We start from the raw sequence: 23594 nt of genomic DNA on the forward strand, positions 1-23594 counted from the left end.
TTCAGATGGCGCGAGCGACGTAGACCGTGCGTGGCGGGTCGTACTCGACCACCACGATCGGGGTGCCGACCTCGATCACTTCGTCGGCCGCGGGGTAAGCGTAGAAGGCCTCGGTGGCACCGCGGACCGGCAGCATCACCTCGCCGACGATTCCCGGTGCGATCCGGCCGATCACGCGTCCTCGCTTGCCAACCATGACGCCCCTCCGACGTTTCCCCTGCACCAAACGGTTCCCGCAGCTTAGTTCTCGGCCGGCCCGGACCGGTCAGGGCGTCACGCCTTGTGGTCGGGGGTGGCGCAGGAGCATGGTTGAGGTGCCGGCCTGGGGGCGTGGGGGAGGTTCGATGGCGGTTGAGGTGCGGGTTCTCGAGGACGGGGCGGACGAGGCTCGGCTGGAGGAGTTGGCGCTCCTGCTGCGGCAGGAGTTGCTGACGCTCGACGTGCGCTCGGTCGAGCAGGTACGCGATGGGGACGCGCCGCCCGGTACGCGCGGTGGGCTGGCCGCGGTCGCCGGCCTGTTGAGCGTCTCGCTTGCTCCGGGCATCCAGGTGGTCGGCGCGGTTGTGGCCGTCGTACGGGACTGGCTGCGTCGATCGGGTGGTGGGCGCACGATCAAGTTGTCGATGGACGGTGACACGATCGAGCTGACCGGCGCGACCGACGAGGTGCAGCAGCGGCTGGTCGACGCGTGGGTGCGCAAGCATTCGGAGACGGACGCGTGAGATGGACGGGTCTCGGGTCGCTCTGGTCATCGCCAACGCGGAGTACACGGATCCTGGGCTGAGCCGGCTGACGGCGCCGGCCAGTGATGCGACGGCGCTGGCCGAAGTACTGGGTGATCCGGAGGTCGGCGGGTTCGACGTGCGGGTGCTGGAGAACGAGTCGGCGCAGCAGATCCGGTTCGCCGTCGAGGACTTCTTCGCGGACCGGTCGCCGGAGGACCTGCTGTTGCTGCACTTCTCCTGCCATGGGTTGAAGAACGCGGCCGGCGAGCTGTTCCTGGCGGTTGCTGATACGAAGCCGACCCGGCTGGCCTCGACGGCGGTCGCGGCGGACTTCGTCAATCGGCAGATGGCGGACAGCCGGGCGCAGCGGATCGCGTTGTTCCTCGACTGTTGCTATGGCGGTGCGTTCCCGCGCGGGCTGGTCGTGCGAGCGGCGGGTGAGGCGCAGGTGCGCGATGCGTTCGCCGGGCAGGACGGCGTGGGCGGGGGACGCGGACGGGTGGTGGTGACGGCGTCGAGCGCGATGGAGTACGCGTTCGAGGGGGGGCAGTTGGCCTCAGCCGGTACGCCGAAACCGTCCGTGTTCACCAGTGCGGTGGTGGACGGCCTCAAGTCCGGCGACGCAGACAAGGACGGCGATGGTTGGGTCGGCCTCACTGAGCTGGTCGGCTATGTCACGGACCAGGTCCACCGGATCACCCCCAACCAGAACCCCCAGATGTGGACCTTCGGTTCCCAGGGCGAACTGCTGATCGCTCGCTCCCACCGGATCACCCCGCGGGCCTTGGCGCCCGAGTTGCTCGAAGCGATGGCAAGTCCGTTGCCAGCGGCCCGCTTCGGCGTCGTCGACTATCTCCGCGAACGCCTCACCAGCGAAGACCAGGGCCTCGCCTACGCGGCCTACCAAGCCCTCACCCAGATGACCACCGACGACAGCCGCAAGGTCTCCGATGCTGCCAGCCGCGCGTTGGCCACGGCCCCACCCGGTCTCCAAGACCTCGTACGAGGCTCAGCCAAGCTCAACGCGCCCGACCAGCCGGCAACCGAGCCCAACGCCGCTCCGCCCGCAACACCACCTTCGTACGCCGCCCAGCAGCACACGACCCCCCAGCGCAACCAGAAACGCCTGCCCGCTGCGCCCGCCCGCCCGCAACCGAAGCCCGCACCCTTCCGTCAACCTGACCCGGCACCCGAACCGGCAACACCAGACCGGGTCGCGCCCGAGGCGCCCGAGCGGCCAGCGCCCGAGGCGGCCAACCGCGTTGCGCCCGAGCAGCTAGCGCTCGAGGTGCCCGACGGTGTGGGGCCGAAGGCTACGACCGCCTTCCCCGGGCGGGTTGCGCACGAGCCGGCCGCGGTCGAGTCCGCTCCTGCGGCCAGCCCGCCTGAGGCGGTTGCGCCAGAGGGGGTTGCGCCGGCAGCTGTTGCGTCTGAGGTGCCGGACCGGGGTGCGCCGGAGGAGGTGGAGCGGGTTGCGCTGGAGGGGGTTGGGGCTGAGGTGCCCGGCCGGGTTGCGTCGGAGCGGGGTGTGGCTGGGTCGATCGCGCGGCCTGTGGCGGCGGCCCCGGTAGTACCGGGGGCTGTTTCTGGGCGGGAGTCGGTGAGCGCTCGGCCGGGCTCGGGGTTGGGGGCGGTCGTGCCGTGGTGGGTGGTGGTGGTACTGGTGGTGGGGGGCGTGCTGCTGGTGATCGTGAACTGGCCGGGGGGTGTGCAGTCTCGGCGGGTTTGGTCGGATGACTCTGATAGCGGATGGCGGACCTTCCGGAGTTGGGGGGATCCGGAGATGGTGGCGTCGGTGGTGGTGCTCGGGGCGGGGTTGGTTGGGCGCTGGGCGGGGCGCTGGAGCCTTGTTTTGTTGGGGGTTGCGCTTGGGTGTACCGGGTCGATCGGTGAGGACGGGCTGCTGATTCTGGCTGGTGGGCTGGCTGATGAGGAGACGGCGGAGTGGTTGATGGCCGGGCTCATCGTCTTCGTACTGACCGTTGTCCTGCTGGTGACGCTCAAACCACCCCGCCCGGTACTACGCCCCGTACCGCCCACCTCCGCCGCGCTGGTTGTTGCCGGCGGCATCGTGTTGGTGATCAGCGCGATGATCAAGCACAGTGACGGGATCTCCTTCCTCACCGTCACGAAGTGGGCCTTGCTGGAACCCGTCGTCACCGTCGCGCTCGGCTGGCTCGCCATCGCCGCCACCGACCTCCGCGCCAGGCTCTGGCTGACCGCGACCACGATCACCTACGCGCTCATCAGCATGGTCGCCGTCGTCCCCGCCCTGACCGAAGGCGGCTCGGTCGCCGCCCTGCTCACCGGCCTGCTCGGCAACCTGCTCGTCATCACCGGCGTCGCAACCCGGCGGCCGAAACCTCTACCGACGTAGAGCCCGAGCTGACAGACTCGACCCATGAACGACCTGCCGCAGCTGATCAGGACCGAGCGCCTGGCGTTGATCGAGTTTCTCGAGACCCTCGGCCCGGCGGACTGGGCGACGCCGTCGTTGTGCGGTGAGTGGACCGTGCAGGAGGTTGCCGCGCACATCGCCTGGGCTCCCGTGATGGGCCCGCTGGAGATCATGGTTCCGCTGGCCAAGTCGGGTTTCCGGATCAACAAGGCGAGTGCCGGCATCGCCAAGCAGTACGCCCGGCGCGGCCCGGCCGAGATCCTCACCCAGCTCCGCGCCAACGCCGAGTCGGGCGCCAAGCCCACCGGCGTACCGCTCGTCGCCGGCCTGGTCGACGCGGTGATCCACGCGATCGACATGCGGCATCCGCTCAACAGCCGTCGGCGGGTACCGGATGCAGCCTTCGAGCAGGTCGCCGACTTCTCGGTCGGCACGAAATGGCCGATGACGGTGTCGGTCGGTGGCAGCGCGCGCAAGCGGCTCACCGGCGTACGGCTGGTTGCCGACGGCTACAACTGGTCGTACGGGCAAGGTCCGGAGGTACATGCGCAAGGCGACGCCGTACTGCGGATCCTCAACGGCCGGAAGACCTCCCGCGACGAGCTGACCGGTGCAGGGGCCGACCAGCTCGCCGCGAGGCTCTGACCGCAGTTGGACCTCAACCCCTGATCGCACCCTCGGTCGCGCCTTTGATGAACTGCCGGGCGAAGATCACGAAGACGATGATCAGCGGCACCATCGCCATCAGCGCGCCCGTCATCACCATGCTGAAGTCGACGCCGTGGCTTCGGTTCAGCGACGACAACGCCACCTGCAGCGTCAGGTGATCCGGATTCGTCAGCACGATCAACGGCCAGAAGTAGTCGTTCCACGACGCGACGAAGGTGAAGATCCCGAGGAACGCCAGCGCCGGCCGCGCCGACGGCAGCGCCACGTTCCGGTAGATCCCGAAGAAGCTGCACCCGTCGAGCGTCGCGGCCTCGACCAGCTCGCCGTGGATCGAGTTCTGGAAGTACTGCCGCAACCAGAAGATCCCGAACGCGTTGGCCGAGGCCGGAATGACCAGCGCCTTCAGCGATCCCACCCAGCCGAACGCCGCCATCGTCTGGAACTGCGGCACTGCGCCCAGTTGCGCCGGCAGCAGCATCGTCGCCAGCAGGATCACGAACAACGCGTTCCGCCCCGGGAACCGGAACTTCGCGAACGTGAACGCCGCCAGCGAGTCGAAGAACAGCACCAGCAGCGTCGTCGAGACCGCCACCACCAGCGTGTTCGCCATCGACGAGAAGAAGGCCACGTTCTGCAGCACCTGGTGGATGTTGTCGTCGAGCTGCGACCCGAAGGTGAACTTCGGCGGGTACCGGTAGATGTCCGACGTCGTGTTCGTCGCCATCACCAGCGTCCAGTAGAACGGGAACAGGCACAGCAACCCGGCGATCGCCAGCACCACATGCATGATCAGCCCCGGCCAGCGGATGCGTGACTTCACTGGCGTCCCCTTCCGCCGAGCAGCCTCCAGTTGATCGCCGTGAAGAGCAGCACCAGCATGAAGATGCTCAGCGCGATCGCCCCGGCGTACCCGTAGTCGTTGTTGAAGAACGCCTGGTTGTAGAAGTACATGACCACCGTCATGCCGCTCTGTCCGGTACCACCGTTGTTGCCGACCATCACTTGTGGCTCGGTGAAGGTCTGCAACCCGCCGATCGTCGACATGATCACCGTGAACAGCACGACCGGCCGCAGCTGCGGCAGCGTGATCGAGAAGAACGTCCGGAACGGCCCGGCGCCGTCGACCTTCGCCGCCTCGTACTGCTCGGTCGGGATCGCCTGCAGGCCGGCCAGGTAGATGATCGTGTTGTACCCGGCCCACTGCCACACGATCATCGTGGAGATCGCGATCTTGATCCCCCACGGTTGCCGCAGCCAGTCCTCGGTGGGCAGTCCGAGCGAGCGCAGGACGGAGTTGATCAGGCCGAAGTTGGTGCTGAAGACGGCGCCGAAGAAGATCGCCGCCGCCACCAGCGAGGTGATGTTCGGGATGAAGTACGCGATCCGGTACACACCCTTGAACCGGACCGCCGAGTGCAGCATCACCGCGAGCGCCATCGCGATCACCAGCGTGGGCACGGTCGACATCACGAACAGCACGACCGTGTTCCACAGCGACAGCCAGAACGTGCTGTCCTCGGCCAGGAACCTGAAGTTCTGGAACCCGACCATCGTGCGCGGCCCGAGCCCGTCCCACTTCTGGAACGCGAGCAGGATCGTCGACGCCACCGGGTACAGCCCGAAAACGAGGAAGATCACGTAGAACGGCGACAGCGCGAGGTAGAACCGCCAGTACGACCTGACGCTGCGCTTTCGTCGCGGCTTCGCCGTACCGGCGTGTCTGCTGGGGGCCGTCGCGGTCAGGGTCACTGCACGCCCTGACGCTTGCCGATCTGCTTCGCCTTCGAGACGGCCTCCGCCCAGGCAGCGTCCGACGTCTTCTTGCCGGCCTGGACGAGCTTGAGCCCGTCGGTGAACGGGACGGCGACCGCGCTGTCGAGCGGCGCCTCGTAGGCGATCGGGATCGCCTTCGCGGCCGGCCCGAAGACCTCGATCGGCACCTGGCCGCCGAAGAACGGGTCCGCCGCCTTGAGCTGCGGCTTGTCGTAGGCGGCCGGCGCGGACGGGAAGATCTGCGCGTCGGCGAACGCCTTGGCCTCGTTGTCGGGGCTGAGCATGTACTTGATCACCTCGAGCGCGGCGGCCGGATCCGCCGCGCTCTTGGTGATCGTGAGGAACGACCCGCCGAAGTTGGCCGGGCCGCTCGGCGTCGGCGCGACCCGCCACTTGCCGACGCTCGTCTTGCAGGCGGCCTTGATGTCCAGCGCGACCCAGGCCGCGCCCGTCACGGTCGGTACCGTGCCCTGGTCCAGACCGGCGTTCCAGTCCGGCGAACCGCCGAGCGTCCGGCCGTCGACCTTCATCGTGATCGCCTTGACCGCGGTGTCCCAGGCCTTGCGGATGTGGTCCTGGTCGCCGATGAACTTGTTGTCCTTGTCGATGTAGCGCGCGGTGCCCTGGTTGACGATCGTGCCGTACATGTCGGTCGCGTCGGCGACGATGAAGGCCTTCGGGTTGGCCTTCTTCAGCTCGACCCCGGCGGCGATGAAGTCGTCCCAGGTCTTCAGCTGCTCGGCCACCTTGGCCGGGTCGCCGGGCAGTCCGCCGGCGGTGAAGATGTCCTCGCGGTAGAACAGCGCGGTCGGCCCGATGTCGATCGGGATGCCGATCACCTTGCCGTCCAGCGTGGTGGCCTGCTTGACCTTCCAGTCCAGGTAGTCGCCCAGGAACGAGTCGGCGCCGATCGTCTTCAGATCGACGAACCGGTTGGCCTGCGGCAGCAGCGAGGCGATGTCCTCACCCTTGACGCCGGTGATGTCGGGGATCGACGTACCGCCGTTGAAGGTGGTGAGCAGCTTCTGCTTGAAGTCGCCGCCGACCTCGGAGTACTTGATGTGCTGGTCGGGGAAGTGCGCGATCGTGTCGTCCAGCACCGACTTGCCCAGGCCGCCCGGCCAGCACCACAGCGCGATGTTGCCGGTGGCGTTCTTCTTCGTCGATCCCGTGTCCATGCTCGAGGAACAGCCGACGACAGTGCCGCCGAGCAGGGCGGCGAAGCCTCCGGCGAGCACCGTCCGACGTGAGAGCTCCATGGTTCTACCTTCCTGACTGGTCGCGCAGCGGTGCGCTTCCGGAGTGTGCGCTGATCAGCGCGGCAAGGGATTGGCCTGCGAGGGATTGTTCTGCTGGGTGCTGCTGATGCCAGTCGGCCAGGTCGGCCCAGGTCGGTGCCGCGTCGGCACCGCCCAGCCGGGTCACCGAGATGGCTGCCGTGAGTGCCGCGAACCGCACCCGGTCGGCGAGTGGGAGTTCCCACAGCGTTGCTGCGATGAACCCGGCGGCGAACACATCACCCGCCCCGGTGGTGTCCGCCGCCGAGACCTGTACGGCCGGTACTGCGACTCGCTCGCCGGAGCCCGCGTCGAGCGCCAGTGCTCCGTTCGCGCCGTCGGAGACGACCACGAGCGGTACCTTCTCGGCCAGCCGCTCGAGTGCCTCGCCGGGCGTACTCGTGCGGGTGTAGCTCATCGCCTCGCCGGCATTGGGCAGGAACACGTCGCAGTGCTCCAGTTGGTCGAGTACTGCGGGGTCCCACTGCTCCGTGGGGTCCCAGCCGACGTCGGCGAAGACCACGCTGCCGGCCGCCCGGGCCTTGGCGAGCCACTCGTTCGGCCAGGGACCGATGTGAGCGGCGACGGCCCTGGCGGCCGGCGGCGTGGTGAGAAGCTCGTCGGCCGACAGTGGGGGAGGGGTACCCCTGGTGACCAGTGCCCGGTCGTTGTCGTAGGCAAGGGCCACCGTGAGGGGGGTCTGCCAACCGTCGAGCTTGCGGGAGAGAGTCAGATCGATGCCTTCGCCCTGCGTCAGCCGGTCCCAGAGCCGGTCGCCGAGATCGTCGCCGCCGAAGGTCGCGGCCAGTCCGGTGCGCAGCCCGAGCCGGGCCAGCGCGACGGCGAAGTTGGCGATCCCGCCCGGGCTCTCGGCGGAGTCGTCCGCCCAGACCTCGGTACCGGAGCGCGGCGCGGACGGCAGGCCGAGCACCAGGTCGTGAAAGACCAGGCCGGACACAACCACATCCAGCTCACTCATCGCCAGCACACTCCTGCAGGGTCGCTCAAATTCGTGCAGCCAGTGTGGAGCTTTTGAGCAAACTACGCAATACCCCTGCAAATATGTGCGTGAGTGTGACGGAGTTTGCGTGATACGGTCTCTCCGTGTTGCCAAAGCAGCGGCAGGACCAGATTGTTCGCGCGCTTCGGGCCGACGGGGCCGGGGGCGTGAAGGTGCTGGCCGCCCAGCTCGGGGTCAGCGAGGCGACGATCCGGCGCGATCTCGAGCAGTTGCACGAGCAGGGCCGGCTGACCCGCGTGTACGGCGGCGCGCTCGCCGTCGACGGCGGTGACGAGCCCTTTGCCGAGGTCAGCGCGGTGCACGCCTCCGAGAAGGACCGGATCGCCCGCCGCGCGGCTGCCTTGGTCGGTGACGGGCAGTCGGTGCTGCTGGACATCGGTACGACGGCCCTGCGGGTGGCCCAGCAGTTGCACGGGCGCTCGCTGACCGTGGTGACGAGCAACCTCGCGGTCCTGGAGGAGCTGCAGAACGACGAGCAGATCGAGCTGATCATCCTGGGCGGCTTCGTCCGGCGCAGCTACCGGTCGCTCGTCGGGTACCTGACCGAGGAGTCGCTGCGGCAGATCCACGTCGACTGGCTGTTCCTCGGCACCAGCGGGGTGCGGCCGGACGGTCGCGTGATGGACAGCACGATGATCGAAGTACCGGTGAAGCGGGCGATGATCAAGGCCGCCGACCGGGTGGTGCTGCTGGCCGACGCGACCAAGTTCCCCGGCCACGGCGTCGCCAAGGTGTGCGAGCCGACCGAACTTTCCATGGTGGTGACCGAGCCCGCCGCCGACGAGGCGACCCGGGCTCAACTGACAGAGGCGGGGGTTGAGGTGGTGCTGGCGTGAGGCTGACCATTCTCGGGGGCGGCGGGTTCCGGGTTCCGCTCGTTTATCAGGCGTTGCTGGGGGATCGGGGCGACGGGCGGATCACATCGGTCGTGCTCTACGACACCGATCGTGGGCGGTTGGCGTCGATCGGATCCGTACTGCGCCAGCAGGCCGCGCCGTACTCCGATGCGCCGGCGGTGACCGAGACGACCGACCTCGACGAGGCTCTGCGCGGGGCCGATTTCGTCTTCTCCGCGATCCGGGTCGGTGGGCTCGAAGGGCGCACGATCGACGAGCGGGTCGCGCTCGATCTCGGCGTACTCGGTCAGGAGACCGTCGGCGCGGGCGGGATCGCCTATGCGTTGCGGACCTTGCCGGTCGCGACGGCCATCGCGCAGCGGATCGCCGCGCTGGCGCCGGAGGCGTGGGTCATCAACTTCACCAACCCGGCCGGGATGGTGACCGAGGCGATGATCCCGTACCTGGGCGATCGCGTGATCGGGATCTGCGACTCGCCGTCCGGGCTCGGGCGCCGGGCCGCGCTGTCCTTGGGGCTGGATCCTTCGGCGGTCTTCTACGACTACGCCGGGCTGAACCATCTTGGCTGGCTGCGTGGACTGGAGTCCGGCGGGGTCGATCATCTGCCTGCGTTGCTGGCTGACCCGGCCGCGCTTGGTGACTTCGAGGAAGGGCGGCTCTTCGGGGTCGAGTGGCTGCGGTCGCTCGGGTCGATCCCGAACGAGTACCTGCACTATTACTACTTCGCCCGCGAGACGCTGGCCGCGGTACAGGCGGTCGAGCAGACGCGGGGGACGTTCTTGCTGGAGCAGCAGTCGCGGTTCTATGCGGAGACGGCCGAGCAGCCGGCCAACGCGTTGGAGTTGTGGCAGAAGACGCGGGCCGAGCGCGAATCGACGTACATGGTGGAGAGCCGTGAGATCGCCGACGCGGGGGAGCGCGACGAGCGGGACATGTCGGCGGGTGGGTACGAGCAGGTCGCGCTGTCGCTGATGCGGGCGATCGCCCACAACGAGCGGGCGTCGCTGATCCTGAACGTCCGCAACCGCGGCACGCTGCATCATCTCGACGCGGATGCGGTCGTGGAGATCCCCTGTACGGTCGACGCCAACGGCGCCCGGCCGGTGACCGTCTCGCAGCTCACCGACCACCAGGCCGGGCTGGTCTGCGCGGTGAAGGCGGTCGAGCGATCGACGATCGAGGCGGCTGTGACGGAATCGCGGGCGGCCGCCGTACGGGCCTTCGCCTGGCACCCGCTGATCGACTCGGTCACGGCGGCTCATCAACTGCTCGATGGGTACGTCGAGCAGCTCCCGGACCTGGCCGCGTTCCGCGCCTGATCGCCCGTACCCCGCGCCCGGGCGTTTCGCGTCCGGGGCGGATTGGTGGCGGGGCGGTTGATCTGGCAGAATGATGGGCTGAGTCCGTCCGGATCACGTGCAGCCCTCTAACTCCACGTCCCGGCTCGGCCCATCCGAGTGGTCACCCGTTGTCCCCACGACGCCGGTGTGCCGCTCAACCAAGACATGAATCCCGAGGGAGACACCACAAACGTGGCAGTCAAGATCCGTTTGAAGCGCATCGGCAAGAAGCGTGCGCCGCACTACCGCATCGTCGTGATGGACGCCCGCGCCAAGCGTGACGGCCGCGCCATCGAGGAGATCGGCAAGTACAACCCGAAGGCCGAACCGTCGTTCATCCACGTCGAGTCGGACCGGGCGCAGTACTGGCTGGGCGTCGGCGCGCAGCCGACCGAGGCCGTCGCGGCCATCTTCAAGGCCAGCGGTGACTGGCAGAAGTTCAAGGGTCTGGACGCCCCGCCGCCGCTGCGGGTCAAGGAGCCGAAGCGCGACAAGCAGGAGATCTTCAACGAGGCCCTCGCCGAGGCGCACGGCACGCTGAAGACCGAGGCCGTCACCAAGAAGGCCACCGCCAAGAAGGCGGAGCCGAAGGCTGACAAGGCTCCCAAGACGGACGACGCCGCGAAGGGCGACGCCGTCGAGGCCAAGGTCGAGGACGCCGCTCCGGCTGCCGACGCCGCTGTCACCGACGCGCCGGCCGACGACGCCAAGGCCTGACGATGATGGAGACCGAGGCGCTCGAGCACCTGGTCCGAGGCATCGTGGACAACCCTGACGAGGTCAGCGTCCGGTCGCGCAACCTGCGGCGTGGACGCACTCTCGAGGTGCACGTGCACCCCGACGACATCGGCAAGGTGATCGGCCGCAACGGCCGGACGGCGACCGCGATCCGTACCGTGGTCGGGGCGCTCAGCTCCGAGCAGTCGGTCCGGATCGACTTCGTCGACGAGTTCAACCGGCGCCCGCGCCGCTAAACTCACGTCAGTCCTTGAAGGGCCGTACCCACTGGGTGCGGCCCTTCACTGCTCTTCTGGATTCTTTGGTCTGCTGGATCTTTTGGAAAGTGGGAACCGCAAGTGCTGGTGATTGTCGGCCGGATCGGTCGGGCGCATGGGATCAAGGGCGAGGTCGGGATGATCGTCCGGACGGACGACCCCGATCTGCGGTTCGCCGACGGCGCGAAGCTCGTCACGGTCTCCACGCCGCCGCGGACCCTGACCGTGGAGTCGAGCCGCTGGCACAGTGGGCGGCTGCTGGTGAAGTTCACCGACTCACCGGACCGCACGGCGGCGGAGAACCTGCGCAACCTGGAGGTCCAGGCCGAGATCGCCGAGGACGAGCGGCCGGAGGACCCCGAGGAGTACTACGACCGCGAGCTGATCGGCCTGAAGGTGCGCACCACCGACGAGGTCGAGGCCGGCGAGGTCATCGATGTGATCCACCTGCCCTCGCAGGACCTGCTGGAGATCCGCAGGCCGGCAGGCAACGCAGTACTGGTCCCGCTGGTCGAGGAACTGGTCCCCACCATCGACCTGGACTCGGGCTACGTTGTGGTGGCCGACCGACCAGGCCTGCTGGACCCGGAGGGCGCTGAGGTAGTCCCGTCGGAGCCTGGGGACTCGGCCCGATGAGGCTGGACGTCTTCTCGATCTTCCCGGAGTACCTGGCGGCGCTGGACGTCTCGCTTGTGGGCAAAGCGGCCAAGAGTGGGCTGCTGGACGTCCGGGTGCACGACCTGCGCGACTGGACCCACGACCGGCACCGCACGGTCGACGACACCCCGTACGGCGGTGGCGCGGGCATGGTGATGAAGCCGGATCCGTGGGGAGAGGCGTTCGACACCGTCATGCCGGGCGACGGTCCTTCGCAGCCCCGGCTGATCGTGCCGACGCCTGCCGGCCGGCCGTTCAGCCAGGACCTGGCCTACGAGCTTGCCGCCGAGCCGTGGCTGGCCTTCGCCTGCGGACGGTACGAGGGGATCGACGGGCGAGTCGCTGCGCACGCGGCCGAGCGGATGCAGGTCGACGAGGTCTCCATCGGCGACTACGTGCTGAATGGCGGGGAGGTCGCAGTACTGGTCATGGTGGAGGCGATTGCCCGCCTGCTGCCCGGTGTGATCGGCAACCCGGAGTCCCTGGCCGAGGAGTCGCACTCAGGACATGGACTGCTCGAGTACCCGGTCTACACGAAGCCTCCGGCTTGGCGCGGGCACGAAGTACCGGAGGTTCTCCTGTCCGGCAACCACAAGCTGATCGCCGAGTGGCGCCACGAAGAGTCCGTACGCCGTACTGCCGAGCGCAGGCCCGACCTGCTGGCCGCCTGGGGCAGCTCCATGCCTGCCGAGGACGACCCGGTTTCACAGGTACGGGTGCTCCCGGCGTCGCCGGAGGACGCAGGGGAGTTGCTGACGTTGCAGCGAGCCGCCTTCATCACCGAGGCACAGGTCTACGGCGACCTCCGCATTCCGCCGCTGCTGGAGTCCCTCGAGGAGTGCGTCGCTCGCTTCGCTCAGGGGCCGGTCTGGAAGGCCGTGGCGGGAAGCAGGATCGTCGGATCGGTCCAGCTGGGCATAGACGGCTCAGTGGGCCGCATCGGACGGCTGATGGTCGCTCCTGACTGGCAGCGGCAGGGGATCGCCGCCAAGCTGCTGCAGGTGGCCGAGAAGACGGCGCCCGCCGAGGTCACGGCGTACGAGCTGACCACCGGCGCGGAGAGTGAGCGCAACCTGCAGCTGTACCGCAACGCCGGCTACCGCGAGGTCAGGCGGGAGCAGCAGACCGAGAAGGTCGAGATCGTCGTGCTGACCAAGCGCCGCCGGACCAAGCGCTGAGCAGTCGCCGGGCCGGGTGCTGAGCGATCGCCGGGCGCCGCGGACGGCGCCGGGCCGGGCTGATTTCGTGGCGTGAGCGGCGTGTGGCAAACTTGGTCGCTGTTGCCGTTCGGTGCTCCTGCCACAGGGGGTGACCACCGGATGACAGCAAATTCGAACCTTCACCCCCAGCATTCGTGGGTGACCTGTGGCACGCGCGAGGAAGAGACACCTGATGAGCAACATCCTGAACGAGCTCGACAACGCGAGCAAGCGTGACGACATCCCCTCCTTCCGCCCCGGCGACACGGTCAACGTGCACGTCAAGGTCGTCGAAGGAAACCGCTCCCGCGTACAGGTGTTCAAGGGCGTCGTGATCCGTCGCCACGGTGGTGGCCTGCACGAGACCTTCACGGTCCGCAAGGTGAGCTTCGGCGTCGGCGTCGAGCGGACCTTCCCGCTGCACACCCCGATCGTCGAGAAGGTCGAGGTCGTCACCCGCGGCGACGTGCGCCGCGCCAAGCTGTACTACCTGCGTGAGCTGCGCGGCAAGGCAGCCAAGATCAAGGAGAAGCGGGACAACATCCCGGCCTCCTGATCGTCTACTGACGACGGTCAGGAATGGCGCCGAGCACCGCGACGCGCGCTCGCCCGCCAGCCAGGAGGGCTCGTCGCAGTAAGGGACGACACCGCAGGCTCAAACAGCGCAACCCGCTGATGAGCCTGCTGCTGGAGATGACCACCGTGACGGTGCTCGCGTTGGTCATCACCGTCGTGCTGCGACTCTTCGTCGCCGAGGCCTTCTACGTGCCCTCGGAGTCGATGTACGACACGCTCACCACGAACGACCGGATCCTGGCCGAGAAGGTCAGCTATCTGCATCGCGACGTGGACCGGGGCGACATCATCGTCTTCAAGGACCCCGGCCACTGGCTGAACGAGGAGCAGAAGGAGCCCGGCACGCTGCGGCGGATCGGCGAGTTCGTCGGCATCCTGCCGCGCAGCGGTGAGGGTCACCTGGTCAAGCGGGTGATCGGCGTGGCCGGCGACAAGGTGGTCTGTTGCGACAAGGCCGGCCGGATCACGGTCAACGGGATCCCGCTCGACGAGCGCGAGTATCTGCTCAAGGACGCCAAACCGTCCACCACGACGTTCACCGTCGTTGTGCCGCCTGGTTCACTGTGGGTCATGGGTGACAACCGGGCCGAATCCGCGGACTCCCGCGCCCACATGGGCGGGCCCGGCGGCGGGTTCGTCCCGGTCGACAACGTGGTTGGCCGTGCCTGTTGCGTAATCTGGCCGTCTGACCGGATGACGATGCTGCGTCCTCCGGAAACCTTCAAGAAGCCGGGGCTGAAGAAGTGACTGAGACACCGACCGCGACGAAAGAGAAACCCGCCCACCGGTCCGGCCTCGCGGCAGCTGCTCGCGAGTTCGTGCTGATCGTGGTCGGCGCTCTGATCGTCTCGTCGATCCTGCGGGCCTTCGTCGGCCAGATGTTCATCATCCCGAGCGAGTCGATGCAGAACACGCTGCTGGTCGGCGACCGCGTCGTGGTCGAGAAGCTGACCGACGTCAAGCGCGGCGACGTCGTCGTGTTCGAGGATCCGGGCGGCTGGCTGGGCGACGAGGAGAGCGGCCAGAAGCGGGGCTCGATCGGCCGGTTCTTCGAGGTCGTCGGCCTGCTGCCGGACTCCAGCCACGGCCACCTGATCAAGCGCCTGATCGGGATGCCGGGGGACAAGGTCGCCTGCTGCGACTCCAAGGGCCGGCTGATGGTGAACGGTCAGCCGCTCGAAGAGAGCAGCTACCTGTATCCGGGTGACGCCCCGTCCGCGATGGAGTTCCAGGTCACCGTGCCGGCCGGGCGGGTCTTCGTGATGGGCGACCACCGGTCCGAGTCGGGTGACTCCCGGGTGCACCTGAGCGACACCGGTCCCGACGGGGGCAATCCGGGCGACGCCGCGTTCGTGCCGATGGACAAGATCACCGGGCGGGCGATCCTGGTGGTGTGGCCGGCGAACCGGTTCGACAAACTCGAAGTACCGGATACCTTCAAGTCGATACCGGCCGCGGGTCCGGCCCCCGACAAACCCACGATCTCCCTCACACCACCTCCCAAGTGAGCTATCCGCCTCGCCGGTGAGCCTCTCGCCGGCGACCGCCTCCCGAGTGAGTTGATGGATGAGCGCTCTTCCGCGCGGCAGCACGATCCGGCGTGACGCCGGGCTCTACGGCTACGAACGCGCCCTGCGCCGGGTCGGCCTCGACCCGATCGCGGGCGTCGACGAGGCCGGCCGTGGACCATGCGCCGGCCCGCTGGTCGCGGCCGCGGTGATCCTGCCGGACGGCAAGCGTGGCCAGATCCCTGAGCTCGCCGACTCCAAGTTGCTGACGGCGAAGGCACGTGACCGGTGCTACGAAGAGATCCGGTCCCGCGCCCTGGCCTGGTCGGTGGTCTCGATCGAGGCGGCCGAGTGCGACCGGCTGGGCATGCACGTCGCCAACGTGGAGGCGCTCCGCCGGGCGATCTTCCTGCTCGACCTGCGCCCGCAGTACGTGCTGACGGACGGCTTCGGGGTGGACGGGCTCGGCGTACCGGGGCTCGCGGTGTGGAAGGGTGACCGGGTGGCAGCCTGCATCGCGGCGGCCTCGGTGATCGCCAAGGTGACCCGGGACCGGATCATGCAGCACTGGCACGAGGTGTATCCGCAGTACGATTTCGCGGTTCACAAGGGCTACTGCACGCCTGAACACCAGGCGGCACTGGACGAATACGGCCCGTGTCCACAACATCGACGGCGGTTCGAGAATGTCCGACGCAGTATGCGGCCCGATATGGGACAGAATGTGTCCAGTCCCACCGGAGCGGAGAGCCGATGAGTGCAGACGACCTTGAGAAGTACGAGACCGATATGGAGCTACAGCTCTATCGGGAGTACAAGGACGTCGTCGGGATCTTCAAGTACGTCGTGGAGACCGAACGGCGCTTCTACCTGTGCAACGCGGTCGACCTCAAAGTCCGCACCGAAGGCGGCGACGTCTACTTCGAAGTCACCATGGCCGACGCCTGGGTCTGGGACGTCTACCGCTCAGCCCGCTTCGTGAAGAACGCCAAGGTAGTCACCTTCCGCGACGTCAACATCGAAGAACTCGCCAAATCAGACCTAGAAGTCCCCAAAGACAGCGACTTCGGCCGCTAACCCACCCCGCTGCCGCGCCCCCGCGCACCAGCCGTAGTCACCTCGAACACCCACCGGTGACCTTGAACAAGAAACAACTTGTCCAAGGTCACCACCAGATGTTCAAGCCCACCCACCCACCCACCCACCCCAGCCCCAGGGCCGCAGCCCGCCCACCGGGTCGCGAAGTCGAGCCGCCGAGCTGCAGAGTCCACCCGCTGACTTGCAACACCCAGCCACTGGCCACAAGCTCAGCCTCGCGACCGCAACGTCCAGCCACCGGCCACAAGCTCAGCCTCGGACCGCAACTCCAGCCACTGGCCACAAGCTCGGCCTCGGGACCGCGACGGCCAGCCATTGCCGCAATCCCCGGGCGCCGGGTCGCCAAGCCCAGCCACTCGGCTCACCGGCCGACCGCTGGGAACCAACCGTGCAGCCGGTGGACCGGAGCCTGCAGCCGGACGGTGGCGACATCGAGCCGGGTGACCGGTTGATCGTCACCGACGCAGACCCGGGCGGGCTCGGCTGATGTGTCGACGACGGCGGCCGACCCGGTGTGGTGTTCGGCCTCGGCTCACCGGATTGGTGGCGTTGGTGGTCAGGACGGCTGGCTGTTGCCGGTCAGTTCGCGGGTCATCCAGATCGTGTTCCCGCGCTCCGTGTCTGCGGTGACGCGACCACTCCGGTGGAAGCCCAGCTTTTCCAGCACCCGGAACGACGCCACATTCCACTCGCGTACGGTCGCCCACAACCGCCGCCGTCCCGTCCCGGCCGCCGCCTCGACGATCGCCCGCGCCGCCTCCGTCGCATACCCCTGCCCGTGAGCCCGCCGAGCCAACTCGTACGCAATCTCGGGCTCGTCGAACGAAGCCAGCCCGACGGTCAACCCGCAGTACCCGACGAACTCACCCGTATCCCGCCGCTCGACCACCAACAACCCCAGCCCCGCCTCAGCCGCCAACGGATTTCCCGCCAACCACCCCCGAATCTCCTCCACCGTCGGCCGCCCCTCCGCATCAATCCGCCGCAACGCCCGCGGATCCCGCTCAACCCACAACCCCCGATACTCCTCAGCATCCGCCCCCACCCACCCCCGCAACCGCAACCGCGCAGTCACCAACCCCACCGGCAAATCCCCATAAGCACCCACCCCCTCAACGTACGCACCACCCAGCTAGCGTCCAGAACTCACCCATTCACACCCACCACCCACCGGCCTCCTCCGCCCATCCCCCAGCACCTGCCACCCCGGTACCGCCGCCCGGCACCGCCGCACCGCACCGGCCTACTCCCGCCACCGCCCAGCACCTGCCGTCCAGGACCCACCGCTCTCTACCACCGCACCGGGTGCCACTGGCCGGCGTCCACCGGCCTGCTCGCACCACCTTGCGGCGCCTGCCGTCCAGGACCCACCGCACCGGTACCTACCGGCCTGGTCCCGCCACCGTGGGGTGTCTGCCGTCCAGGACCTACGGCCGGTTCCCACTGCCGGTACCGCTGCACAGGTACCCACCGGCCTGCTCCCGCCACGGCCCGGCACCTGCCGTCCAGGACCCACCGGCCCGGTACCACCGCACCCGCCGGCTTGCTTCCGCCACCGTGCGGCACCTGCCGTCCAGGACCCACCGCACCGGTACCCGCCGCCCTGCCGCCACCACCGCCCGGCACCTGCCGTTCAGGACCCACTGCACCGGTACCACCGGCCTGGCTCCCGCCACCGCCAGCACCCCACCGTCACCGACCACCAACACCGGACCGCCCACTGGAAACCCGCACCGAACGCTTCGAGACCTCCTCCGCCACCCGACCAACCGCCGCCCCAACCAGCCTCTCCAACCCGAGTGACACCACTTATTTGATACCCCCCGGCTGCAACCTCCAGCGCGAAACCCCGGCCGGTGCACGTCCAGCGCCAACTGCTAGCCGATGGACGGCAGATGCCGGGCGGTCGGTGGGAGCCGGGCGGTGGGCGGTGGATGGCCAGTACCGGCGATGGGTGCCGGGCGGTGATACCGGCGCGGTGGTATCGGACGGTGGCGGGAGCAGGCCCGGTGGGTACCCACCGCCGGTACCGGCGGTCGGAGCCGGGCGGTGCGTCCTGGACGGCAGGTGCCGGACGGTCGGTGGAGGTCGATGAGAGCCGGGCGGCGGGTGGCGGATGGCCGGTACCGGCGTGGGTGCCAGGCAGTGGAACCGGTGCGGTGGGAGCCGGGCGGTGGTCCTGGACGGCAGGCGCCGCACGGTGGCGGGAGCAGGCCGGTGGATGCCGGCCGGTGGCACCCGGCGCAGTGGTAGAGAGCGGTGGGTCCCGGACGGCAGGGTCCAGGGTTATGACCGCGGGGAGGGGCGGCGGTGGGAGGGGCAGCGGTGTGGCCGGGTGGTTCGGGGTTGTGGGGTGGGGTGGGTGGGCGGTTAGAGGGATTGGCGGTGGGTGGGGGAGAGGCGCCAGCCGGTGGGGGTGTATTCGATGAGGTTGGAGTCGGCGAGGGTTTCCAGGCATTCCTGGGTGGTGTCCAGGTCTAGGCCGGCGGTGGTGGCTATGCGGGTGGCGTCGGCGGGGCGGAGTACGGGGACTGCGTCGAGGGTGCGGCTCAGGTCGTGGTCGAGGTGGTCGGTGAGAGTGGCTGGGGCGTGGGGGTAGGGGGTGGGGTGGGTGCCGATGGGGGAGATGGCTTCGAGGATGTCGGCGACGTTGGTGGCCAGGGCGGCGTTGCGTTCGCGGATGAGGAGGTGGACGCCTTCGGACATTCGGGAGGTGATGGGGCCGGGGACAGCTAGTACTTGGCGGCCGCATTGCTCGGCCCAGCCTGCGCTGTTGAGGGCGCCGCTGCGGATGGCTGCCTCGACTACGACGGTGCCGAGGGTGGTCGCGGCGATGAGTCTGTTGCGGGCGAGGAAACGTAGTTTTGTGGGAGAGCAGCGTGGTGGGAGTTCGCTGATTAGCAGGCCTGTTTCGGCGATGCGATCGAACAGAGCCGTGTTGCTCCTCGGGTAGCTGACATCGACTCCACATGCGAGCACGGCCACGGTCGGACCGCCGCTTGCGAGAGCTCCGCGGTGGGCGGCGGCATCGATGCCATAGGCTCCGCCGGAGACCACGGTCACCCCCTCGTCGGCGAGCCCCGCCGCCAGTTCGCCGGCCGCATTTTCGCCGTACGCCGAACAGGCACGTGCACCCACCACCGCGACAGACTTCGCGAGCGTCTCCCGCAGTCGCGCCGGGCCGCGAACCCAAAGCCCGAACGGCACGCCGCCCCGACGACTCTGCAGACCGGCGTCGGCCAGCACCTCCACCTGCTCGGGCCACTCGTCGTCACCCGGGATGACGAACCGCGCCCCAGCCGCCGCCGCGCGCTCCAGATCAACGTCTGGCCGCGCCTCCGCGACCCGCGCAGACCACCGCTCGAACATCGGCCGCTTCTCATGCAGGGCCTCCCACAGCTCTTGGGCCTCCATCCCGTCGAACGCAGCAATCGCCGCTGGATCCCCTGGCTCCACCACTCGCACCAACCCAGCCCGAGCCAACCGCTCCGCATCAACAACACCCGAAGCCCCGGACGTCTCCCGACCCGCTGGGAATGGCTGGCGAGGAGACGTGCGCTCACTAAGCGGGGCCAGCTTCTCTGAAGGCGGGTGCTCGGCTGCGCGGTCGTGCGTGGAGGTTGGCTCGTGGAAGAGCGGGACTGGTGGCTCGTGGGGAGATCGCGTGTCAGGTGTGGGAGTTGGGGTCGGCGTGGCTTCGGCGGACGGAGTGCTGGTCGTGGGCTGGGTGGTGGGGGACGGCGGTGGAGTGGTCATGAGGTGGACTTTCTGAGGGGGCGTTCGTCGGTCAGTGGGGTCAGGGGGACGCCGGTGCGGAGTTGGAAGGCTGTGTGGGTGAGGGAGACGGTCGGGATGGCAGCGCCGGCCAGGTCGGCGAGGGTCCAGGCGAGGCGGGAGACCCGGTCGAAGCCTCGGGCGGTGAGGCGGCCGTCGGCGTAGAGGTCTTCCAGGAGGCGTTGGCTCGCCTCGTCGATCGGATACTCGCGGCGGAGGATCGGGCCGGGGATCTCGCTGTTCAGGGCCCAGCCAGTGCCTTGGTAGCGGTGGGCCTGGCGTTCGCGGGCCAGCCGGACCCGGGCGGCGACCTCGGCGGTGGATTCTGGCCGATCGGCTTCGCCTTCGCCCCGGGCGGCGGGAAGGATCTGGCGCTGGATGTCGATCCGGTCCTTGATCGGACCGCTGATGCGCTGGCGATAGCGGTTCAGGTTCTGCGGGGTGCAGTTGCAGATGTTGTTCGGCGTACCGGCGAGGCCGCAGGGGCAAGGGTTGGCCGCGAGGACCAGCAGGAATCGGGCTGGGAACTTCGCGACCGCCGCCGCCCGGTGAACCTCGATGAAGCCCGACTCGAGTGGCTGGCGCAGCGTGTCGAGGGTCAGCGGATGCATTTCGGGAGCTTCGTCGATGAACAAGATCCCTCGGTGGGCACAGCTGATCGCTCCGGGGCGGGGCATGCCGGAGCCGCCACCGATGAGGCTTGGCAGCGAGGCGGTGTGGTGCGGGGCGATGAAGGGCGGCCGCACGACCAGCTCGGCGTCGTTGGTGAGCAGACCGGCCAGCGAATGGACCGCGGACACCTCGAGGGAGTCGTCGGTGCTGAGGTCCGGCAACAGGCCCGCCAGGCGTTCGGCAAGCATCGTCTTACCCGAGCCCGGCGGGCCGTGCAGGAAGATGTGGTGGCCACCGGCGGCGCTCGCCTCGATCGCCTTGCGCCCTTCGCGCTGGCCGAGCACATCGTGCAGATCGACCTCCGGCACCCGGGTGAGCGACTCGGAGATGAGCCGGGGCTCCGCGCGCGGCGGGTCCTCGTCCGGCATCTCGGTCTGGCGGAGCAACGCGAGCACCTGGCGCAGCGATCGCATCCCGAAAACCTCGATCCCCGGCACCAGTCGTGCCTCGCCCGCGTTCAGCTCCGGGACGATGACGCGTTCGAAACCGGACCGGGAGGCGGCCAGGGTCATCGCGAGCGCGCCGCGAACCTCTCGCATCCGGCCGTCCAGGCCGAGCTCGCCGATGATCGCGACCTGGCGCAGGCGCTCGCTGTCGACCACGCCGGCGGCTGCCAGCAGTGCGCAGGCGATGGCGATGTCGTAGTGCGAGCCCGTCTTCGGCAGGGTCGCGGGCGACAGACCGATGGTCACCTTGCGGTCGGGGAACTTCTCGCCGCTGTTGACGACGGCGGCCCGGACCCGGTCGCGGGCCTCGGACAGCGAGGTGTCGGGCAGGCCGATCAGGGTGGTCTTCGGCAGGCCCTGCGCGATGTCGGCCTCGATCTCGACGAGGTGGCCCTCCAGACCGACGAGGGCGACCGACCAGGCCTGGGCGAGCGGCATCAGGCCACGCCCCTGACGTGGTCGACGCTCGGCGCGCCGCGGTAGGGGAGGAGCACGGCGACGATGTCGATCCGGACCTCGCCGGGCCGCACCTCGTGCTCCCGCAGCCAGTGGCCGACCAGTTGGCGCAGCTTGCTGAGCTTGCGGTACGTGATCGACTCCAGCGGGCTGCCGTAACCGACCCCGCGCCGGGTCTTCACCTCGCAGACGACGAGGGTCCGGTCCTCCCGGGCGACGATGTCGATCTCGCCCTGGCCACACCGCCAATTGCGCTCCAGGATCGTGAAGCCGTTCTCCACGAGATACCTGGCGGCGAGGTCTTCGCCGTACTTCCCGACCGCGTCCGTGGTTCGCATCGATGACCACCTCCGGCTGAAGAACATGCCGAGGTTTTGCCGATTGCGAAAACGACTTCGGGGCCTGTGGAAAACCAGGCCCCGAAGTCGTCAGTTACGCATGTGTTTGCCGCGGGTCGACTGCTTCGTCGGTGGTGGCGTCCGGACCGCGCGCAGTTCGCCGGTGTCGGACTCGCTCCGGATCGCCTGCAGGCCACCCGTGCCCGGGTCGGTGTCGCCGATGTCGAAGTCCCAGCTGTCCTCGTTCGCCAGCCGGCTGTGCCAGCGGCCGTACAGGCCGTAGATCGCCAGGCCGACCGCCATCCAGATTGCGAACTTCGTCCACGTGCTGGTCCGCAGGTTCAGCATCAACCACAGCGTCGCGGCCAGTGACAGCAACGGGATCAGCGGCACCATCGGGACCCGGAAGCCGCGCTCCAGGTTCGGCTCCGTACGGCGCAGGGTGAGCACCCCGACCGCACAGAAGGCGAAGCAGAACAGCGCTCCGATGACGAGCAGCTCCTCGAGGTCGAGCACCTTCGGGTACAGCGTCAGCGCGATCGCTGCCGCACCAGCCGCGGTGGCCGCGCGGGCGGGTGAGGAGTAGACCCGGCTGACCCGGCCCAGGCTCTTCGGCAGCAGGCCGTCACGGCCCATGTTGAAGAGCACCCGGCTCTGCGCGATCAACACGACCATGATCACCGTCATCAAGGCGAGCAAGGCCCCGAGATTGACCACGTTCGCCGCCCAGCCCTCGCCGACGGCCGACATCGCCTCCGACACCGGTGCGGCGCCGCCCAGCTGGCTGGACGGGCGCATGCCGACCAGGACGACCGCCATCGCGACGTACAGGATGGTGACGGCGCCGACGCCGAGCAGCATGCCCTGCGGGACGGTCTTGCGCGGGCTGCGGGCGTCCTCGGACGCGGTGGCGATCAGGTCGAAGCCGATGAAGGCGAAGACGATCGAGCTGGCCGCGGTGAAGATGCCCATCAGGCCGAACGAGCCGAACGACGAGTCCAGGATCCAGCTGAGCAGGGTCGGACTGGCGGTCGCCGGTGCGGGTCGCGCGTCCGGCACGAACGGCTTGTAGTTGTCGAAGTTGATGTGCGTGGCGCCGACGACGACGACCAGCAGGATCACCGCCACCTTCGCCACTACGACGACGGTGAGCACGCGGGACGACAACTTGGTGCCGGTGACGATCAGCGCGGTCAGCACCAGCAGCAACAGTGGCGCGACCAGGTTCAGCTTGGCGTCGGGGCCGAAGAACTGGGCCACGCCGGCGGGCAGGCTGACGCCGAATCCGTCCAGGGTCGCGAGGAAGTACGCCGACCAGACGCGCGCCACGATGGCAGCGGCGGTCACGAGCTCGAGTACGAGCGCCCACCCGACCAGCCAGGCCCACATCTCGCCGAAGGTCACATAACTGAAGGTGTACGCGCTGCCTGAGACGGGGATCGTCGACGACAGTTCGGCGTAACAGGCCGCGGCCAGTACGCAAACCACCGCGGCGATCAGGAACGACACAATCACGGCGGGGCCGGCGACGTTGGCCGCCTGCTTACCGCTGAGACTGAAGATGCCGGACCCGATCATCACACCCAGTCCGAGAACGACTAGGTCGCGACGACCGAACAGGCGCGGCAGACGGTGCCGCGCATCCTCGACTCGAGTGAACGCCGACTCGACCGGCAGGCGCCGGCCTACGGTCTGTCCGTTCGCTGAGGGGGCCATGGTCAGGGGTGCCTCCGTTGCTACTAGGGCAATCGGGCCGAACAGTAGTCGACCAGTGGGTTTCGGGCCAGACCTCCTAGGGGTATCCGCCGCGCGGTG

General features: G+C 68.6%; 24 protein-coding genes. 14 read left to right on the forward strand and 10 right to left on the reverse strand.

Annotated elements, in window-relative coordinates:
- Position 1 precedes the first annotated feature (1 nt).
- A complete protein-coding gene (locus ACIA12_RS36045; protein ID WP_343963408.1) occupies positions 2 to 196 on the reverse strand; it encodes a hypothetical protein in 195 nt (64 codons plus the stop codon).
- Positions 197 to 344: 148 nt separating this feature from the next.
- Here ACIA12_RS36045 and ACIA12_RS36050 point away from each other — a divergent pair, with 148 nt between their 5' ends.
- Genes ACIA12_RS36050 through ACIA12_RS36060 form a run of 3 tightly spaced genes read left to right on the forward strand, consistent with a single transcriptional unit; the run spans position 345 to position 3768 of the window.
- Entirely contained in the window at positions 345 to 722 is a 378-nt protein-coding gene (locus ACIA12_RS36050; RefSeq protein ID WP_396371830.1) for a hypothetical protein, read from the forward strand.
- A gap of 1 nt (position 723) precedes the next feature.
- Positions 724 to 3102, forward strand: a complete 2379-nt coding sequence (locus ACIA12_RS36055) for a caspase family protein (protein WP_396371831.1) — start codon at positions 724 to 726, stop codon at positions 3100 to 3102.
- Positions 3103 to 3126: 24 nt separating this feature from the next.
- The gene (locus ACIA12_RS36060; RefSeq protein WP_396371832.1) at positions 3127 to 3768 is read left to right on the forward strand and encodes a maleylpyruvate isomerase family mycothiol-dependent enzyme; all 642 of its coding nucleotides are present in this window, start codon (positions 3127 to 3129) and stop codon (positions 3766 to 3768) included.
- A gap of 13 nt (positions 3769 to 3781) precedes the next feature.
- On the opposite strand, the gene ACIA12_RS36065 is transcribed toward ACIA12_RS36060, so the two are convergent.
- From ACIA12_RS36065 to ACIA12_RS36080, 4 genes are read right to left on the reverse strand one after another with little or no spacing between them, the layout of a single operon-like run.
- The gene (locus tag ACIA12_RS36065) at positions 3782 to 4612 is read right to left on the reverse strand and encodes a carbohydrate ABC transporter permease (protein WP_396371833.1); all 831 of its coding nucleotides are present in this window, start codon (positions 4610 to 4612) and stop codon (positions 3782 to 3784) included.
- The gene (locus ACIA12_RS36070) at positions 4609 to 5541 is read right to left on the reverse strand and encodes a carbohydrate ABC transporter permease (RefSeq protein WP_396371834.1); all 933 of its coding nucleotides are present in this window, start codon (positions 5539 to 5541) and stop codon (positions 4609 to 4611) included. The genes ACIA12_RS36065 and ACIA12_RS36070 overlap by 4 nt, the downstream gene beginning before the upstream one ends.
- Positions 5538 to 6824 carry an ABC transporter substrate-binding protein gene (locus ACIA12_RS36075; RefSeq protein WP_396371835.1) on the reverse strand — a complete coding sequence of 429 codons (1287 nt, stop codon included), beginning with the start codon at positions 6822 to 6824 and terminating at the stop codon, positions 5538 to 5540. Before ACIA12_RS36075 ends, ACIA12_RS36070 begins: the two co-directional genes overlap by 4 nt.
- A 4-nt stretch (positions 6825 to 6828) precedes the next feature.
- Positions 6829 to 7821, reverse strand: coding sequence for a carbohydrate kinase family protein (locus tag ACIA12_RS36080; protein ID WP_396371836.1), 993 nt, complete (start codon positions 7819 to 7821; stop codon positions 6829 to 6831).
- 125 nt (positions 7822 to 7946) lie between these two features.
- On the opposite strand from ACIA12_RS36080, the gene ACIA12_RS36085 reads away from it, so the two are divergent.
- From ACIA12_RS36085 to ACIA12_RS36135, 11 genes are all read left to right on the forward strand, one after another.
- Positions 7947 to 8699 (forward strand): DeoR/GlpR family DNA-binding transcription regulator, encoded by a 753-nt coding sequence (locus ACIA12_RS36085; RefSeq protein WP_396371837.1) that lies wholly within the window; start codon positions 7947 to 7949, stop codon positions 8697 to 8699.
- A complete protein-coding gene (locus ACIA12_RS36090) occupies positions 8696 to 10039 on the forward strand; it encodes a 6-phospho-beta-glucosidase (RefSeq protein ID WP_396371838.1) in 1344 nt (447 codons plus the stop codon). The genes ACIA12_RS36085 and ACIA12_RS36090 overlap by 4 nt, the downstream gene beginning before the upstream one ends.
- Positions 10040 to 10252: 213 nt before the next feature.
- Positions 10253 to 10777: a 30S ribosomal protein S16 gene (rpsP, locus tag ACIA12_RS36095; RefSeq protein ID WP_396371839.1), complete on the forward strand. Its 525-nt coding sequence runs from the start codon at positions 10253 to 10255 to the stop codon at positions 10775 to 10777.
- A gap of 5 nt (positions 10778 to 10782) precedes the next feature.
- Positions 10783 to 11034, forward strand: a complete 252-nt coding sequence (locus ACIA12_RS36100; RefSeq protein WP_328335296.1) for an RNA-binding protein — start codon at positions 10783 to 10785, stop codon at positions 11032 to 11034.
- Between the two features lie 102 nt (positions 11035 to 11136).
- Positions 11137 to 11691, forward strand: coding sequence for a ribosome maturation factor RimM (gene rimM, locus ACIA12_RS36105; protein WP_396371840.1), 555 nt, complete (start codon positions 11137 to 11139; stop codon positions 11689 to 11691).
- Positions 11688 to 12890 carry a tRNA (guanosine(37)-N1)-methyltransferase TrmD gene (trmD, locus tag ACIA12_RS36110; protein ID WP_396371841.1) on the forward strand — a complete coding sequence of 401 codons (1203 nt, stop codon included), beginning with the start codon at positions 11688 to 11690 and terminating at the stop codon, positions 12888 to 12890. Before rimM ends, trmD begins: the two co-directional genes overlap by 4 nt.
- 214 nt (positions 12891 to 13104) lie before the next feature.
- The gene (gene rplS / locus ACIA12_RS36115) at positions 13105 to 13467 is read left to right on the forward strand and encodes a 50S ribosomal protein L19 (RefSeq protein ID WP_396371842.1); all 363 of its coding nucleotides are present in this window, start codon (positions 13105 to 13107) and stop codon (positions 13465 to 13467) included.
- Positions 13468 to 13586: 119 nt separating this feature from the next.
- Entirely contained in the window at positions 13587 to 14234 is a 648-nt protein-coding gene (lepB, locus tag ACIA12_RS36120; protein WP_396371843.1) for a signal peptidase I, read from the forward strand.
- Positions 14231 to 14995: a signal peptidase I gene (lepB, locus tag ACIA12_RS36125; RefSeq protein ID WP_396371844.1), complete on the forward strand. Its 765-nt coding sequence runs from the start codon at positions 14231 to 14233 to the stop codon at positions 14993 to 14995. The genes lepB (ACIA12_RS36120) and lepB (ACIA12_RS36125) overlap by 4 nt, the downstream gene beginning before the upstream one ends.
- Before the next feature lie 58 nt (positions 14996 to 15053).
- Positions 15054 to 15752, forward strand: coding sequence for a ribonuclease HII (locus tag ACIA12_RS36130; protein ID WP_396371845.1), 699 nt, complete (start codon positions 15054 to 15056; stop codon positions 15750 to 15752).
- Positions 15749 to 16072 (forward strand): DUF2469 domain-containing protein, encoded by a 324-nt coding sequence (locus ACIA12_RS36135; RefSeq protein ID WP_012922325.1) that lies wholly within the window; start codon positions 15749 to 15751, stop codon positions 16070 to 16072. Before ACIA12_RS36130 ends, ACIA12_RS36135 begins: the two co-directional genes overlap by 4 nt.
- Before the next feature lie 577 nt (positions 16073 to 16649).
- Here ACIA12_RS36135 and ACIA12_RS36140 read toward each other — a convergent pair.
- The 5 genes from ACIA12_RS36140 to ACIA12_RS36160 all read right to left on the reverse strand — a co-directional run bounded on the left by ACIA12_RS36140 (position 16650) and on the right by ACIA12_RS36160 (position 23495).
- Positions 16650 to 17177, reverse strand: coding sequence for a GNAT family N-acetyltransferase (locus ACIA12_RS36140; protein WP_396371846.1), 528 nt, complete (start codon positions 17175 to 17177; stop codon positions 16650 to 16652).
- A 1286-nt stretch (positions 17178 to 18463) separates the two neighbouring features.
- A complete protein-coding gene (gene dprA / locus ACIA12_RS36145) occupies positions 18464 to 19549 on the reverse strand; it encodes a DNA-processing protein DprA (protein WP_396371847.1) in 1086 nt (361 codons plus the stop codon).
- A gap of 296 nt (positions 19550 to 19845) precedes the next feature.
- Positions 19846 to 21423 carry a YifB family Mg chelatase-like AAA ATPase gene (locus ACIA12_RS36150; RefSeq protein ID WP_396371848.1) on the reverse strand — a complete coding sequence of 526 codons (1578 nt, stop codon included), beginning with the start codon at positions 21421 to 21423 and terminating at the stop codon, positions 19846 to 19848.
- The gene (locus ACIA12_RS36155; RefSeq protein ID WP_396371849.1) at positions 21423 to 21779 is read right to left on the reverse strand and encodes a YraN family protein; all 357 of its coding nucleotides are present in this window, start codon (positions 21777 to 21779) and stop codon (positions 21423 to 21425) included. Before ACIA12_RS36155 ends, ACIA12_RS36150 begins: the two co-directional genes overlap by 1 nt.
- A gap of 90 nt (positions 21780 to 21869) precedes the next feature.
- Positions 21870 to 23495, reverse strand: coding sequence for an APC family permease (locus tag ACIA12_RS36160; RefSeq protein ID WP_396371850.1), 1626 nt, complete (start codon positions 23493 to 23495; stop codon positions 21870 to 21872).
- Between the last annotated feature and the right edge of the window lie 99 nt (positions 23496 to 23594).

Origin of the sequence: Kribbella sp. NPDC051620, from assembly GCF_044453825.1 — a bacterium.
Taxonomy (GTDB): domain Bacteria; phylum Actinomycetota; class Actinomycetes; order Propionibacteriales; family Kribbellaceae; genus Kribbella.